14 protein-coding genes are annotated in these 14,914 nt (G+C 71.1%); 4 read left to right on the top strand and 10 right to left on the bottom strand.

Going from position 1 to position 14,914, the window contains the following annotated elements:
- Positions 1-5: 5 nt before the first annotated feature.
- Complete coding sequence (locus ACX114_RS00695) at positions 6-1,244, bottom strand: RNA polymerase sigma factor (RefSeq protein ID WP_459293668.1); 1,239 nt, start codon at positions 1,242-1,244, stop codon at positions 6-8.
- 4 nt (positions 1,245-1,248) lie between these two features.
- Entirely contained in the window at positions 1,249-1,599 is a 351-nt protein-coding gene (locus ACX114_RS00690; protein WP_459293666.1) for a YciI family protein, read from the bottom strand.
- A gap of 222 nt (positions 1,600-1,821) precedes the next feature.
- Here ACX114_RS00690 and ACX114_RS00685 point away from each other — a divergent pair, with 222 nt between their 5' ends.
- The 4 genes from ACX114_RS00685 to ACX114_RS00670 all read left to right on the top strand — a co-directional run bounded on the left by ACX114_RS00685 (position 1,822) and on the right by ACX114_RS00670 (position 4,423).
- Positions 1,822-3,012 (top strand): phospholipase D-like domain-containing protein, encoded by a 1,191-nt coding sequence (locus tag ACX114_RS00685; protein ID WP_459293664.1) that lies wholly within the window; start codon positions 1,822-1,824, stop codon positions 3,010-3,012.
- 111 nt (positions 3,013-3,123) lie between these two features.
- Complete coding sequence (locus ACX114_RS00680; RefSeq protein ID WP_459293662.1) at positions 3,124-3,780, top strand: NAD(P)-binding oxidoreductase; 657 nt, start codon at positions 3,124-3,126, stop codon at positions 3,778-3,780.
- A gap of 84 nt (positions 3,781-3,864) precedes the next feature.
- Complete coding sequence (locus ACX114_RS00675) at positions 3,865-4,089, top strand: addiction module protein (protein ID WP_459293660.1); 225 nt, start codon at positions 3,865-3,867, stop codon at positions 4,087-4,089.
- A 16-nt stretch (positions 4,090-4,105) separates the two neighbouring features.
- Positions 4,106-4,423, top strand: a complete 318-nt coding sequence (locus ACX114_RS00670) for a type II toxin-antitoxin system RelE/ParE family toxin (RefSeq protein WP_459293658.1) — start codon at positions 4,106-4,108, stop codon at positions 4,421-4,423.
- 2 nt (positions 4,424-4,425) lie between these two features.
- On the opposite strand, the gene ACX114_RS00665 is transcribed toward ACX114_RS00670, so the two are convergent.
- The 8 genes from ACX114_RS00665 to ACX114_RS00630 form a co-directional block, all read right to left on the bottom strand.
- Positions 4,426-5,235 carry a carbohydrate ABC transporter permease gene (locus ACX114_RS00665; RefSeq protein ID WP_014392992.1) on the bottom strand — a complete coding sequence of 270 codons (810 nt, stop codon included), beginning with the start codon at positions 5,233-5,235 and terminating at the stop codon, positions 4,426-4,428.
- Positions 5,232-6,110 carry a carbohydrate ABC transporter permease gene (locus ACX114_RS00660; protein WP_459293656.1) on the bottom strand — a complete coding sequence of 293 codons (879 nt, stop codon included), beginning with the start codon at positions 6,108-6,110 and terminating at the stop codon, positions 5,232-5,234. The genes ACX114_RS00665 and ACX114_RS00660 overlap by 4 nt, the downstream gene beginning before the upstream one ends.
- The gene (locus ACX114_RS00655; protein ID WP_459293654.1) at positions 6,107-7,390 is read right to left on the bottom strand and encodes an ABC transporter substrate-binding protein; all 1,284 of its coding nucleotides are present in this window, start codon (positions 7,388-7,390) and stop codon (positions 6,107-6,109) included. Before ACX114_RS00655 ends, ACX114_RS00660 begins: the two co-directional genes overlap by 4 nt.
- Before the next feature lie 56 nt (positions 7,391-7,446).
- Positions 7,447-8,091: an EcsC family protein gene (locus ACX114_RS00650; RefSeq protein ID WP_459293652.1), complete on the bottom strand. Its 645-nt coding sequence runs from the start codon at positions 8,089-8,091 to the stop codon at positions 7,447-7,449.
- A 30-nt stretch (positions 8,092-8,121) separates the two neighbouring features.
- Complete coding sequence (locus ACX114_RS00645) at positions 8,122-9,696, bottom strand: PAS domain-containing sensor histidine kinase (RefSeq protein WP_459293650.1); 1,575 nt, start codon at positions 9,694-9,696, stop codon at positions 8,122-8,124.
- Complete coding sequence (locus tag ACX114_RS00640) at positions 9,693-10,157, bottom strand: response regulator (protein WP_207053556.1); 465 nt, start codon at positions 10,155-10,157, stop codon at positions 9,693-9,695. The genes ACX114_RS00645 and ACX114_RS00640 overlap by 4 nt, the downstream gene beginning before the upstream one ends.
- Complete coding sequence (locus ACX114_RS00635) at positions 10,154-13,573, bottom strand: PAS domain-containing protein (protein ID WP_459293647.1); 3,420 nt, start codon at positions 13,571-13,573, stop codon at positions 10,154-10,156. The genes ACX114_RS00640 and ACX114_RS00635 overlap by 4 nt, the downstream gene beginning before the upstream one ends.
- Before the next feature lie 254 nt (positions 13,574-13,827).
- Positions 13,828-14,721, bottom strand: a complete 894-nt coding sequence (locus ACX114_RS00630) for a DUF4846 domain-containing protein (RefSeq protein ID WP_459300022.1) — start codon at positions 14,719-14,721, stop codon at positions 13,828-13,830.
- Positions 14,722-14,914: the final 193 nt, after the last annotated feature.

Raw genomic sequence — 14,914 nt, 5'->3', positions numbered from 1 at the left:
GCCTCCTACTCGCAGGCTCGGGCCCGGGAGAGCAGGTACTCCCGTTGCGGAGGTGTCCGCGCCAGCGCCGCGGCCTGACGGAAGCAATCCGCCGCCCGGCTCCGCGCCCCTGCCTGCTCCAGCAGCATGCCCTCCACGGCGAAGCGGTACGGATACCGCCGCAGCACGGGTTCCCAGCGCAGGCGGCCCAACGCCTCCAGCGCCTCGGCCGGCCCACGCACGCGCGACAGCGCCACCACCCGTCCCAGCGCGACGATGGGCGACGGCTTGAGCGCAAGCAGCGCGTCGTACAGCCGCAGCAACCGGGCGCTGTCCTCCGGCCCCGGCGTGGACGTCTTCGCGTGCACGAGGGCGATCTCCGCCTCCAGGTGCAGCGGCGTCAGCACCGTCCCCATGGAAGCGCGCAGGTGCCACAGCCCTCGCGCCATCAACAGGGGCGACGACTCCGTCCCGGCTCGCGCCTCCTGCGGCACGAACGCGCCCCGCGCATCCACGCGGCCTGGAAGCCCCGCGGTGCGGAAGCAGAACAGCGCCGCCAGCGCATGGCCCTCCGGCGTCACGACTCCCGGATGCGACAGCAGCACCTCCGCCAGCCGCAGCGCCTCCGAGCACAGCTCCGCGCGGGACAGGTCATGCCCCTCGGAGGCTTCGTAGCCTTCGTTGAAGAGCAGGTAGAGCGCGGCGTGCACCGCGTCCAGCCGCTCCGGCAGTTCCTCGGGAGACGGCACCTCCAGCGCGGCGCGGCAGGTGCGCAGCGTCCGCTTCGCGCGCACCAGCCGCTGCGCCACGGTGGGCTCGTCCGCGAGCAGCGCGGCCGCGACCTCCCGCACGGAGAAGCCACACGCCACCTTCAGCGTGAGCGTCACCTGCATCTCGCGGGAGAGTGCCGGATGACAGCACGCGAAGAGCAACCGCAGCGCATCATCCGGAAGCTCCGCCGCGAAGCGCGTGGGCTCCTCCGGAGGCCCGGCCTCCTCCACGGACTCCGAGCCCTCCGGCACCTCCGGCGCGCGCTGCCGCAAGAGGTCCGTCAGCCGGTTCAACGCCACCCGCAGCAGCCATGCACGCGGCTGCTCCGGGATGCCGTGGAAGCCCCACGTCCGCGCCGCCTGGAGCATGGCGAACTGCACCGAGTCCTCCGCCAGGTCCAACCGCCCCAGCCCCACGCGCCGGGCCAGGGCCGCGACGAGCCCCGCGGACCACTCGCGAAAGGCCAGCTCCAGCGCCTGCGTCACGGAGGACACGCCGTCAGACCTCTTCGATGGCGCGAAGCTCGACTTCACCGCCGTAGCGCAGGTGCGGGCACGTCCGGGCCAGGGCCACGGCGGCGTCATACGAATCCGCGGACAGGATGAAGAGGCCGCCCACCACGTCCTTCACCTCCGCGTACGGCCCGTCCGACACGAGCACCTGTCCACCCTGCGGCTTCAGGCGCCGGCCGCCCTCGTCGCGCAGCTTCTCGCCCTGGAGCAGGCGGCCCTCCTGGAGCAGCCCGTCACTCCACCGGGCGTACTCCTCCACGATGGCCTGCGACTCGGCGGGGGACATGGCGGCGAAGGTGGCGGGGTTCTCGTGCAGCAGCATCAGGTAGCGGGCCATGGGACGGACCTTTCGGGGGACAGCGGGGTTTCGTCGAAAAAGACGGCCCACGTCGCCGGAGATCGACATGCCTACCTCACCTCCCTGTGCGCACACCCACTCCGTGGACAGAGAACACTCGTCTCGCGCTGACGGGTGACACGTCACCCGGGGGTGCCTACCCCTGAAGGTCAGGAGGCGCGGGCAACGGACGTGGGCAAGGGCGGGCGATGGTTGGGGGGAATGTTGGGGGCGTTGCTGCTCGCGGGATGTCCGTCCGCGTGCAACACGAAGGAGTCGTCCCGTCCATTCCAGCTCACGGGGCAGGTGGGTTCGCGTGGGGCGGGCTTCGCATCGGCGCTGTACCAGACGACGGGTGTGCGGATGGAGCCGCGCAACCGCATCCGGTGGGCGAACAACGGCGCCGTATTCGACGTGATGGTGGAAGAAATCGGCCGGGTCCGCGCCTCCATCCACATCGTGATGTTCATCTGGCGGCCGGGCCGTGCGTCCGACCGCATGATTGAAGCACTGGCCGAGCGGGCCAAGAAGGGCGTGCACTGCCGCGTCCTGGTGGATCCGCTGGGCAGCGGTCCCTTCGAGACGGAGGTGAAGCCCCGGCTGGAGGCGGCCGGCTGCGAGGCCCACCTGTTCCGCCCGCTGCCGGCGGACGAGAACCTGGCGCGCAACCACCGCAAGATTCTCGTGGTGGACGGCAAGGTGGCCGTCACCGGCGGGCTCGCCATCCAGGACGAGTGGCTGGGCGACGCGCGCAACGAAAAGGAATGGCGCGACACCAACGTGCGGGTCCAGGGCCCGGTGGTGGCGCAACTCCAGCAGGCGTTCGCGGAGAACTGGCAGGAGACGACGGGCGAGCTGTTGCCCCAGACGGACTTCCCCACGCTGTCGGTGGAGCAGCCCGGCCTGGACGCCGCGGGTGAAGGCTGGGCGGCCTTCGTCAGCAGCACGGCGAACCCGGAGGTGACGCGCGCGGAGCGGCTGACGCAGCTGATGGTGAAGGCGGCGAAGAAGCGGCTGTGGATTTCGCAGGCGTACTTCACGCCCAACGACGCGCTGACGGCGCTGCTGGTGGAGAAGGCACGCGCGGGCGTGGACGTGCGGGTGTTGGCGCCGGGGGACAAGAATGATCAGCGGGCCATCACGGTGCTCCAGCGCCAGACCTACGACACGCTGCGAGCGGCGGGCGTGCGCCTCTGGGAGTACCAGCCGTCGATGATGCACGCGAAGACGATGCTGGTGGATGACCGGCTCGTGCTGGTGGGGTCCATCAACTACGACGCGCTGTCGTTCAATCTGCTGGAGGAAGGTTCGCTGGTCCTGGAGGACGTGGAGGCGGCACGTCAGTTGGAAGCCATCTTCCTGGACGACCTCACGAAGGCGCGCGAGGTCCAGGCCGAGCGCGCCGGGCGCTGAAGGCCGGCTGTCCGCTTTCACGCGTGCCCCCTGGAAACAGTGGGCAAGGGACGGGCTGTGTGCTCAAGAAGTGCTCCAGGGCCGTGCAGCCAGGGCCCGGGAGGCATCGCCATGAGCAGTGCAGCGCCTCGTCATCTCTTCGTCGCGGGCGCCACGGGCGCGACGGGCCGCACGCTGATGCGGCAGGCCCTGGCCCAGGGCGTCTCCGTGACGCCGCACGTACGCCCCAAGAGCGCGAACACGGAGCCCGCGAACCACTGGCCGAAGAAGGCGGTGCTGGAGCTGGCGGACGGGCCCGCGCTGGTGGAGGCGATGAAGGGCAGCACGACGGTGCTCCAGCTCATCGGCACGATGCGCAAGCGCTTCGCGGCGGGCGACACCTACGAGACAAGCGACATCGGCACCACGCGGCAGCTGGTGGACGCGGCGAAGGCCGCGGGGGTGGACCACTTCATCCTGCTCACGTCGGTGGGAGCGGGAAGCCCGGTGGGCGCGTACCTCAAGGCCAAGGCGGAAGCGGAGCGCATCGTCCGCGAGAGCGGCCTCCCCTACACGATGGTGCGGCCCCCCGCGCTGGAGGGCGAATACCACGCGCCGCCCGGCATCCTGCACACGCTGGGCAAGCTGCCGCTGCTGCACAAGCTGAAGCCCATGCACCTGGACCAGCTGGCCGCCGTGCTCCTGCGAATCGCGGAGCGACGGGCGCCGCTGGACACGGCGCTGGAGGACAAGCGCCTCTGGGCGGAGGTCGAGGCGGTAGGCCGCTAACTGTCAGACCCTCCAGGTAGGAAGGCTCCTCCACCGCACGAGCACGTAACGCATGGAGGAGCTACAATGATGTGGATGGCGACCGTGGACGAGCTGATTGCCCAGGTTTTGCAACTTTCGCCGGAAGACCGCGCCCGGCTCATGCGTGAGGTGTCAGACGCGGATGCCCCTGACATCGAGGCTTCCTGGGGCGAGGAAATCAGCCGCCGTGCCCAGGAAGTCCTTGATGGGACGGCGGAGCTTCTCGACTGGGACGACGTGAAAAAAAGAATAGAGGAGCGGCGCGAGCAGAGGCGACGTCAGCGCTAGGTGCACTCCACCCCGTATGGGCATCCGACTGCATCGCGCTGCCGAACCGGAGCTGCTCGAGGTCATCGACTGGTACGACGACCAGCGCACAGGCCTCGGTGACCGCTTCTCCGACACCGTGTATCTGGCGATGGACTCCATCCACGCGCATCCAGACCGCTGGCCCCTCTGGCCTCTGCTCCATCACACGCCACCCATCCGCCGCTTCCTGCTTCCGGACCACCCCTTCGCCCTGCCCTACCTCGTCCACGACGAAGACGTGGTGGTGCTCGCCATCGCGCACCTGCGTCGCAAGCCCGACTACTGGCTGCCCCGCGCGCGAAGCCGTCCGTAGGCCTACTCCTTCACCGCGCCGGCCGTGAGCCCGGACACGATGCGCCGCTGGAACAGCACGGTGAGCACCACCAGCGGAAGCGTGGCCACCACCGACGCGGCGGCGATCTCTCCCCACGGTTCCTTGTACTCACTGGCGAAGAGGCTGATGGCCACCGGCACCGTGCGCTTCTCCGGCGTGGAGAGGAACGTCAGCGCGTAGAGGAACTCGTTCCACGCGAAGATGAAGACCAGGATGGCCGTCGTCGCCAGGCCCGGCGCCGCCAGGGGCAACAGCACCCTCCGGAACGCGCCCACCGGCGTGCACCCATCCACCCGCGCCGCCCGGTACAGCTCGTCCGGCAGCTGGCGGAAGAACGACGTCAGCACCCACAGCGTCAACGGCAGCGCGAACGTCGTGTACGGCAGCGCCAGTCCCACCAGGCTGTCCCGCAGCCCCACCGCGTTGAGGATGAGGTACAGCGGGCTCACCGTCGCGATGGGCGGGAACATCGACACGCCCAGCGCCGCGGACAGCAGCAGCCCCCTCCCCCGGAACTCCAGCTTCGCCAGCGCGAACGCCGCGGACGCGCCCACCGTGAGGCAGAACACCGTCGTCAGCGTCGCCACCACCAGCGAGTTCAACACCGCCCACAGGAACGGCCGCCCGAACAACACGCTCTCGTAGTTCGCCCCCGTCAGGTGAGAAGGCCACGGCCGGGTCAGCTCGCCGTCCGGCCACAGGCTCGTCAGCACCTGCCACAGGAACGGCCCCAGGAAGAACGTGAGGAACGCCACCACGGCCAGCGCCGTGCCCAGCCCTGGCCGCTTCATCGCCGCCCCTCCTCGCGCCCCAGCCAGCGCAGCCACACCACCGCCAGCAGCACCACGCCCAGGAACGTCGCCACCGACAGCGTGCTGCCGTACCCGAAGTCCCCGGAGCGCATCAGCGTCTTGTACGCGTAGATGCTCAGCGTCTCCGTCGTGTTCGCGGGCCCGCCCTCCGTCAGCACGTAGATGGCGTCGAACACGCGGAACGCATCCAGCGACCGGAACAGCACCGCCAGCAGCAGCGCGGGCTTCAACAGGGGAATCGTGATGGACCGGAACTGCCGCCACCCCGACGCCCCGTCCACGCGCGCCGCCTTGTAGAGGTCCTCCGGAATCCCCTGCAGCCCCGCCAGCACCAGCAGCGCCACGAAGGGCGTCGTCTTCCACACGTCCACCAGGATGGCCGCGTGCAACGCATACCCCGGCGCTCCCAGCCAGTTGATCTCCGCGCCCCCCAGCAGCCGGTTGATGAGCCCGTAGTCCGGGTTGAACATCCACGCCCACAGCCGGGCGCTCACCACCGTGGGAATCGCCCACGGCACCAGCACCGACGCGCGCAGCAGGCCCCGCCCCGGGAACGCGCGGTTGAGCAGCAGCGCCAGCGGCACCGCGAGCAGCAACTCCACCGTCACCGCCACCGCCGTGAAGTACGCCGTGTTCCCCAGCGCGGACCAGAAGCGCGAGTCCCCCATCAGGTAGACGTAGTTCTCCAGCCCCGTGAAGCGCCGCTCACCGAACACCAGGATGAAGCGGTGCAGGCTCAGCCACATCGCGGCCAGCACCGGGTACAGCGCCACCACGGCCAGCACCAGGACGGCCGGCGCCACCAGCAGGTACGCCTGCCGCCGCTCCCGAGCCTGCGAACCCACGCCCCTCACTCCGGCTCCTCCCGTGGCTGCTCACCGGTCAGGTGATCCACCTGCTTCTGCGCGCGCGTGAGCGACACCTCCGGAGTCCGCAGGCCCGCCACGGCGGCGGAGAACTCGCTCTGGAGCACGTCCGCGATGAGCAGGTAGTACGGCGTCACCGGCCGGGGGCGCGCCCGCACCAGCGCCTCCTTCAGGCTCGCGATGAACGGCTCCTCCGCGCGCAGTTGCGGGTCGTCATACAGCGCCAGGCGGGGCGGGTTGCGCGCGTAGTGCAGCGCCAGCACGCGGTTCGCCTCCGGCGACGTCAGGTGCGCGATGAGCCGGGCCGCCGCCTTGCGACGCGCGGGCGACACATGCGCGTTCACCGCGAGCTGCCACCCGCCCAGCGTCCCCCACCCCGGCTGTCCATCCTTCGTCGGCAGCGGCGCGATGCCCACCTTGCCCCGGATGGGCGAGCCCTCCGCCTGCGCCTCGCTCCACGCATAGGGCCAGTTGCGCATGAACACCGCGCGCCCCTCCTGGAACACGCGCCGCGACTCCTCCTCGCCAAAGCCCGTGACCGTCTGGGGAGACAGCCCGTCCGCGATGAGCCCATGCAGATACGCCAGCGCCTCGCGCGCGGGCTCCGTCTCCAGGAGCACGCGCCCGTCCTCGCCCAGCGACTGGCCGCCGTGGCCCCAGATGGCCTCGTACACGTTGCAGGTGAGGCCCTCATATTGCCGGCCCTGCCACACATAGCCCTGGATGCCGGGCGCCTTCGCCATCGCATCGCGGGTGAAGCGCCGCAGCTCCTCGTAGGTGCGCGGCGCGCGAGGCACCAGGTCCGTGCGGTAGTAGAGGACGCCCACGTCCACGTACCAGGGCACCGCGTACGTGCGCCCGTTCATCACGACGGCGTCCACCGGCCCGGGCAGGAACTCCTTGCGCAGGCGCTCGGGAGGAAACTCCTCGGACAGGTCCGCCACCCAGCCCGCGCGAGCGAACTCCGGCACCCAGACGACATCCGCCACCAGCACGTCGAAGTCCGTGGCCCCGCCCTGCAACGACGTGAGGAAGAACTGGTGCGCCAGGTCCGACGCGTTCGGCAGCGCCTCCGTCACCAGCTCCACGTCCGGATTGGCGCGCTCGTACCGCGCCAGCAACTCACGGAACGGCTTCGGGTCTCCCCACAGCGGCTGGAACTTGAAGACGATGCGGGTGCGGCCTCCGGTGCCCGACTCCTCGGACGAGCGCCGGCACCCTCCAACACAGAGGCCCAGCGCGACGAGGAGGACAAGGAGGCGGCCCATGCGCCCGGATGACTCCAGCGCGCAGGCCCACCGTCAACGACAAGCCCCGCGCCCGGTCATCCAGGCGACACGGGCACCAGGGCCCCCGGTCCTGGCGCGAACAACCGCCGGGCCGTGGCCCCCACCGCGCGGCACGCGAGCGCGTCCACCGCGCCGCCCACCAGCCCACCGGCCAGCGGCACCACCTTGGACAGGTTCACGACGCCCTTCTGCGACGCCTTGCTCACCAGCCGGAAGCCCACCGCGCGGTTGATGCTGCTCAGCGCCTGCTTCGGCACGGCCTCCAGCGCGCGCATGCCCAGGTGCTGGCTGATTTCGATGCCGGCCTGCTTCACCACTTCCTTGCCAATGTCCCCCACGATGGCCAGCAGCGTGAGGGTCCGCACGCGGTCCTCCTCCACGTCATGCCCGTGGATGCGGGCAATGGCCCCCACCAGCCGCGCCTGCACCGCCCACGACACGCCCAGGCCCGCGGGCAGCGACACGGGCAGCGTGAGCAGGCCGCCCAGCCCGGACAGGAAGCCCGTGGTGAACAGCTTCCCCGTCTCCCAGTGGATGAGCGAATCGACGCGCGCGTCGTGGTGCGCGTAGCGCGTGTCGCGCAGGTACTCGTCCGCCAGCGCCGTCGCGCTGCACAGCGGCCCCAGGCCCTCGAAGCCCGCGTCCAGCACGGCGTTCACGACTTCCAGCGGCTTCGACATGCGTCCACCTTCCACGTGGCTGGCAAGGGCCTACGGCGACACCGTGTCCCGGGTGAATGAACGCGGCAGGCGCACGGTGAACACCGTGCCCTCCGCCGCGGAGGACCGCGCGTCCACCGTCCCGCCGTGCGCCAGCACCAACTGCCGCACGATGTAGAGCCCCAGCCCGATGCTGCGCTCGGAGCGCCCCACCGTCGTCCCGCGCTGGAGCGGCTCGAAGATGCGCGGGAGCATCTCCGGGGGAATGGGGTCGCCCCCGTTGCGCACGTGCACCACGACGGCGTCCGGCTCGCCGCGGCTCTCCACGCGCACCGGCGTGTCCTCCGGGCTGTACTTCAGCGCGTTGCCCAGGATGTTGGACAGCACCTGCGCCATCCGGTCGGAGTCCCACGCCCCCTGCCCGTCCCCCACCTGCTCCACCTGGATGGTGCGCTCCGGGTGCGCCGTGCGCGCCTCCTCCACCACCTGCAACGTGAGCGCGTGGAAGTCACACGGCGCCGCGTGCACCGGGATGCCGCCGCCCATGCGCGCCTGCGTGAAGTCCAGGAGGTCGCGGATCATCCGCGTGGCCCGCTCCGCCGCGGACAGCACGCGCGCCGCCGCCTTCGCGTGCCACGGCTGGATGTCGTCGCGCCGGAGCATCAGCGACGCGCCGGTGAGGATGGCGCCCAGCGGGTTGCGCAGGTCGTGGCTGACGATGCCAATGAGCTGCTGCTCGAACTCCACCCGCGCCTGCGCCTCGTGCACCAGCTTCTGCCGCTCCTCCTCCGCCCGCCGCCGCTCCGTGATGTCGCGCATGGCGCCCACGATGCGCCGCGCCTTCCCGTTCTCTCCGCGCAGGATGGAGCCCTGCGCCGCCACGTACGCGTAGTCCCCGTCCTTGCGCAGCACGCGGTACTCGTCCTGCCACCGGTCGTCGTCCGAGTCGAACGCCCGCTGCAACCCTGACAGCACCCGCTCGCGGTCCTCGCCGTGGATGTGCCGGCGCCACCAGCCCCCGTCCGCGCCCACCTCTTCCAGCGGGAAGCCGAAGACCTCCTCCGTCGCGTCGCCAATCCAGTGCATCGCGTCCGTCTGGAGCTCCAGGTCCCAGATGGCGTCGAAGCTCGCGTGCGCCACCAACTGGTAGCGCTCCTCGGAGCGGCGCAGCGCCTCCTCCGTGCGCTTGCGCAGCCGCACGCCTTCCGCCTCGCGCAGCGCCCGCCGCACGCTGGGGCCCAGCCGCTCCAGCCGGTCCTTCAGCACGTAGTCCGTGGCGCCGCGCTTGAGCAGCTCGATGGCGCGGTCCTCGCCCAGCGCGCCGGACACGAAGAGGAACGGCGTGTCCGGACACACGGCCTTCGCCGCCTCCAGCGCGCTCATCCCGTCGAAGCCCGGCACGTTGTAGTCCGACAGGATGAGGTCGAACTTCCCCTTCTCCAGCGCCGCGACGAAGGCCGCCCGTCCCTGCACGCACTCCAGCGTCGAAGGCAGCCCGCCCTCCTCCAGCTGCGCGGCCACCAGCTGCGCGTCCAGGGGGCTGTCCTCCAGCAAGAGGATGGACAGGGGCCGCTCCGCCGATGGCATGGGCGTCAGGTCCAATGCGGCACCGCCGCGAGCGCTCACTTGGGAGCTCCGGACGTGCCAGGCGAGCCCGGCGGCGGCTGGTTCACCACCGCCCAGAACAACCCCAGCTCCCGCAGCGCGGACACGAAGTCCGGGAAGGCCACCGGCTTCACCACGTAGGCGTTCACGCCCAGGCCGTAGCTGCGCGCCAGGTCTCGCTCCTCGCGCGACGAGGTAAGCATCACCACCGGCACCGCCTTCAGCTCCGGGGCGCCCTTCACCTTCTCCAGCACCTCCAGCCCGTCCACCTTCGGCAGCTTCAGGTCCAGCAGCACCACCGCCGGGTGGCCGTCCTGCCGGCCCGCGTACTCGCCCTTGCGGAAGAGGTAGTCCAGCGCCTGCTGTCCGTCGCGCACCACCACGACCTCGTTGGCCAGGTGCACCTCCTCCAGCGCCGCCAGCGTCAGCGCCACGTCGTTGGCGCTGTCTTCCACCAGGAGGATCCGCTTCAGCTCGATCACGCGTGCGTCTCGACTTTCTTCTCCAACGGAGAAGCCCGGGGCAGGGTGAAGGTGAAGGTCGCGCCCTGCCCCACGGCGCCCTCCGCCCAGGTCCGTCCACCATGGCGCGACACGATGCGCCGCACGTTCGCGAGCCCGATACCGGTGCCCTCGAACTCCTCGGCCGTGTGCAGGCGCTGGAAGACGCCAAACAACTTGTCCACGTACTGCATCTCGAAGCCCACGCCGTTGTCGCGCACCCACACCGCGACCTCGGTGTCCGTCTCCCGGACCCCCACCTCGATGAGGGCCTCCGGCTTGGGACGGGTATACTTCAGCGCGTTCGCCAACAGGTTGTGGATGACCTGCCGCAGGAGCGCCGGGTCGCCCTCCACCGTGGGCAGGCTCCCCACCCGCCACTCCACCTGCCGCCCGTTCGCTTCCGGCATCAGGTCGCGCCGGGCCTCTTCCACCAACTGGCCCAGGTCCACCCGCGACTGGCGCAGCTCCGCCCGGCCCATGCGGCTGAAGGCGAGCAGGTCATCCACCAGCGTGCCGCCCTGCTTCGCCGCGCCCGCGATGGTGGAGAGGTAGCCGCGCGACACGTCGTCCAGCTTCGCTCCCGCCCGCCGCTCCAGCAACTGCGCGAAGCCGGTGATGTGGCGCAAGGGCGCGCGCAGGTCGTGCGACACGGAGTAGCTGAAGGACTCCAGCTCCTTGTTCGCCTCCTGGAGCTGGGCGGTGCGCTCGCGCACGCGCTTCTCCAGGCCCGTGTTCAGGTGGCGGATCTCCTCCTCCGCCCGCTTGAGGCTCTCCAGCGTGCGGCGCTCGTCGTCGATGTCCGTGTTGGTGCCGAACCAGCGGGCGATCCGCCCCTCGCCGTCCCGCACGGGCATGGCGCGCGACAGGAACCAGCGGTAGCTGCCGTCCGCGCGGCGCAGGCGGAACTGGTCCTCCCACAGCGTCCCCTCGCGCAGGGCCGCGTTGAAGTGCTCCAGCACGCGCCCGGCGTCCTCCGGCTCGATGAGCGCGTTCCAGTCCGTCTCCCCCACCTGCGAGGGCGACGTCCCGGTGTAGTCGTACCAGCGCTGGTTGAACCAGAAGAGGCGCCCGTCCGGATCCGCCATCCACGACAGCTGGGGGATGGAGTCCGCCAGCGTGCGGAACTGCTGCTCGCGCTCCTTCAGCTCCGCGGCCAGCGCCTCGATGCGCCGGCGCGCCAGCACCTGCTCCGTGACCTCCCAGGACACGGACACGATGCCGTCCACCTTGCCCTCGGCGTTGCGCAGCGGCTGGAAGGTGAGGTTGAAGTAGCCCTCGGGCGCCTCCTGCCCCACGTCACGGCCCAGGCGCATGGGCACCTCGTGGCCGCGGTAGGTCTCGCCGGTGCGGTAGACGTGCTCCAGTTGGGCCACCTGCCCCTGGTCCTTGAGCTCCGGCAGCGCCTGTCGCACGGTCAGGCCCAGCAGCGGCCGGGACCCGGTGAGCTTCAGGCGCAGGTCGTTGGCCATCTCGAAGACCAGGTCCGGTCCGCGCAGCACGGTGATGGCGGCGGGCAGTTGCTTGAGCACCGCGAACAGGTTGCGCCGCTCCGCCTGCGCCGTCTCGTACAGACGCGCGTTCTCCAGCGCCACGCTGGCCATCTGCGCCAGCTGCACGGCGATGGTCTCGTCCTCCGCGTCGAAGTCGCCCTCCAGCTTGTCGGACACCTGCATCAGGCCCAGGTTGCGGCCATCGTGGCCCACCAGCGGCACCGCCAGGAAGCCCTTCAGGGGCAGCGCGGGCGGCGGCGCGGGGGGCGCTTCGGCGTAGTCCGGGTACTGGCGCAGCTCCGCGCGCGTCAGGCGCAGCGGCCGGTTCTCCTGGCACACCCGGGCGAAGAGGCCGCGCTCGTCCACGACTGGCTGGGCGGCGCCGGGCGCCAGCGGCTCATGATCCACCGCGGACAGCGAGGCGAGCGGCGGAGCATCCCGGCCATCCGCCACCTGCACGAAGGACTGGTTCGCGCCAATCAGCTTGCGCGCCTTGAGCGTCACGAGCTCCAGGATGGCCGGCACGCTGCCCGCCGCATTGAGCGCCAGGCTCGCGCGCGACAGGCCGCGAAGCTGCTCCGTGCGGCGCAACTCGCCCGCCATCAGCCGGGCCCGCTCCGCGTCGGCGCGCTTGCGCGCGGTGATGTCCTGCACGGTGCCCACGAAGCGCACCGGCTTGTCGTCCTGGAAGTGCGTGCGGCCCGTGGCGCGCACCCAGCGCTCCATGCCGTCCTTCAGCCCCACGGTGCGGTAGGCCACGTCGTAGTCGCCCTTGCCGGTGGGGTCCCAGCTGAGCGCGATGGCGCGCTGCACGGCGTCGCGGTCCTCCGGGTGCAGGCCCGCGAGGAACAGGTCGTAGGACGACTCCGAGTCGGGCGGCAGGCCGAAGAGCGCCTTGCAGCGCGCGTCCCACTTGAGCTCGCCCGTCACCACGTCCATGTCGAAGGTGCCCAGCTGGGTGGCCGTCAGCGCCAGGCGCAGGCGCTGCTCGCTGTCCACCAGCGCGGCCTGCTGCTTCCGCAAATCCTGGGTAAGCGCCTCCGTGTGCCGACGCGCGCGCACGAACTCCGTCACGTCGGTGGCCAGGGTGATGATGCCGGACGCGGTGCCGTCCACCTCCATCATCGGGTGGTAGATGACGTTGAAGAAGACGGAGTCCAGCTGCCCGTCGCGCTCCAGCTTCACCTCGAACTCCGGCCGCACGAAGGGCTGCTTCGTGCGCACCACCCCGCGCAGCACCTCCATCACCTCCGGCTGCGCGGCCATCTCCGGGAACGCGTCCAGCAGCGCCTGACCCGGCGTCACCCGCCGGCCCACCAGCAGCTCGTAGTAGGGGTTCGCCAGCTCGAAGACGAAGTCCGGCCCGCGCGTGATGGAGATGCCCACCGGGGCCTGCATGAAGAACGCGTGCAGCCGCTCGCGGTGGACGGCCTCCAGGGCGTGGCGCTCGCGCTCGCGCAGCGACTCCTCGCGCCGTTGCACGGCCTCGCGCGCCAGGTGCAGCTCCACGAACATGGACACCTTGGCCAGGAGGATTTCAGGCCGCAGCGGCTTGCGCAGGTAGTCCACCGCGCCGTGCGCGTACGCCGCCAGCCACTCCTTCTCGTCGCCGTCGCCCGCGGTCATCAGCAGCACGGGCAGGCGCCGGCTGCGCTCGCGCTCGCGCAAGAGGCCCAGCACCTCCACGCCCGTCATGTCCCCCAGGTTCATGTCCATCAGGACGGCGGCGAAGTCCTCGTCCAGCACGCGCCGCAGCGCCTCGCGTCCGGAGGTGGCGCGCACCAGCCGCTGCCCCAGGGGCGTGAGGATGCCCTCCAGCGCCAGGAGGTGCCCGGGCGTGTCGTCGACAAGGAGGATGCTGGCCCGGGGAGAAGACGCGGGCGCGGACACGGCGGCGGAGGACATGGTGGGGCTCGGGGGACGGGCTCCTCTTCCCTTTAGGCTGGCAGGCACGCGGTGGGGGACGGGCCCGGCTTCGGAGTGTGCCCGGTGACGGCAGGACAACACTCCACGCCGCAACCTGCCTCCTCCCCCCTGTCGATTCCAGCAGAACCCTCGGAAGTCCTCCGTTTACCGCCTCCCCGTCCGCTGGGAGACGTACCGGGAGGGCGCCCCCACCCCAGGCCGTGCCTCGTGGGTGTTTCAGGCTTCCAGGCCGATCAGGGCGAGGGCAGCCGGCGCAGGGACGTCATGGGGAAGGGCGCCCAGAAGGGCGTCGCCAGGCTCTCCCCTTCCAGGGGGAACCAGGGCCCGTCCCTTCCCGCCAGGACGTGGAAGTCCTGCGCGGGGGTGAAGCCCTGCCCCACGAGCGCCAGCCGTTCCCCCTTCGCGTTGGTGGCCACGTCCAGCACGAGCACCGTGTGGCCGGGGCTGCCGCCCAGGACGAAGAAGTCCCCGGGCCGCAGCTGCTCCCGCGTGGGGCGGGCGCCTTCCGCCTGGAGCGACAGGGTGCCCGCGTAGGTGAAGAGCAGGTTCAGGTAGCTCCGGAAGGCCGCCCGCGAGCTGTCCGCCGCCGCGCTCCCCGGAACCCACGTCACCTTCGAGCCGGAGACACGCGCCCGCTCGCCCGCCGCGTACCGGGGCCAGGACGCCAGATGGCCGCTGGTGAAGCGGTACGCGATGCGCTCCGGCTGGCCGGACGCCCAGCGCCACTCCGCGTGAAGCCGGAGGATGGAGTCCGCGCACTGCTGGAGGTTCGCGGTGCCCACGTCCAGCTCCCCCACCGCCGCCAGCCGGGCGTCGGAGGCCGTCAGCACGGTGTTGCCCTGGAAGTCTCGCACCGGCGTTCCCTCCGGGCGCAGGGGCAGACCGCGCAGCCAGGCGCCAAAGGAGCCCGCCTCCAGGGTCACGCGCGTGTAGCCCTCGGGAGGCGCGAAGGTCTCCTCCAGCGAGCGCACCCGTGCGGAGGTCGTCAGCCACGGGTAGCGCGTCCGCTCCTCCGCCGTGGGGGTGCGAGGCGCGACCTTTGCCCGCCCGGCAGCTTCACAACTCACCAGCGGCAGCGCCACGGTGAGCAGGGTGGCCAGGGCCAGCAGGGGGCGGAAGGGTGCCATCGCGTTCAAGAGGCGGACTCCAGGAGGACCAGGGCCAGGGACAATCCCGGACCTTGCCCTGGGACACCGCACGCGGGCCACGGGGTCCTTTCGCCGGGCGTGGATCCACGAGGGCACCGGAGGAGTTCTTCGCTGGACGCTCGCCATGCCGGGCAGGTGCGCCCCGGGGGGCGAGCACTACCTTTTGAAGGCC

This window comes from Corallococcus sp. M7 (assembly GCF_054512695.1).
Note: the sequence above shows the minus strand (reverse complement) of the source record. Positions and strands in the feature narration are given on the sequence as shown.

Excerpts from the sequence above, each read along its gene's own strand:
- ACX114_RS00655 (WP_459293654.1), bottom strand. The coding sequence starts at position 7,390 with ATGGGCCGCCTCCTTGTCCTCCTCGTCGCGCTGGGCCTCTGTGTTGGA.
- ACX114_RS00630 (WP_459300022.1), bottom strand. The coding sequence starts at position 14,721 with ATGGCACCCTTCCGCCCCCTGCTGGCCCTGGCCACCCTGCTCACCGTG.
- ACX114_RS00665 (WP_014392992.1), bottom strand. The coding sequence starts at position 5,235 with ATGAAGCGGCCAGGGCTGGGCACGGCGCTGGCCGTGGTGGCGTTCCTC.
- ACX114_RS00670 (WP_459293658.1), top strand. The coding sequence starts at position 4,106 with ATGGGCATCCGACTGCATCGCGCTGCCGAACCGGAGCTGCTCGAGGTC.
- ACX114_RS00650 (WP_459293652.1), bottom strand. The coding sequence starts at position 8,091 with ATGTCGAAGCCGCTGGAAGTCGTGAACGCCGTGCTGGACGCGGGCTTC.
- ACX114_RS00680 (WP_459293662.1), top strand. The coding sequence starts at position 3,124 with ATGAGCAGTGCAGCGCCTCGTCATCTCTTCGTCGCGGGCGCCACGGGC.
- ACX114_RS00635 (WP_459293647.1), bottom strand. The coding sequence starts at position 13,573 with ATGTCCTCCGCCGCCGTGTCCGCGCCCGCGTCTTCTCCCCGGGCCAGC.
- ACX114_RS00685 (WP_459293664.1), top strand. The coding sequence starts at position 1,822 with ATGTTGGGGGCGTTGCTGCTCGCGGGATGTCCGTCCGCGTGCAACACG.
- ACX114_RS00690 (WP_459293666.1), bottom strand. The coding sequence starts at position 1,599 with ATGGCCCGCTACCTGATGCTGCTGCACGAGAACCCCGCCACCTTCGCC.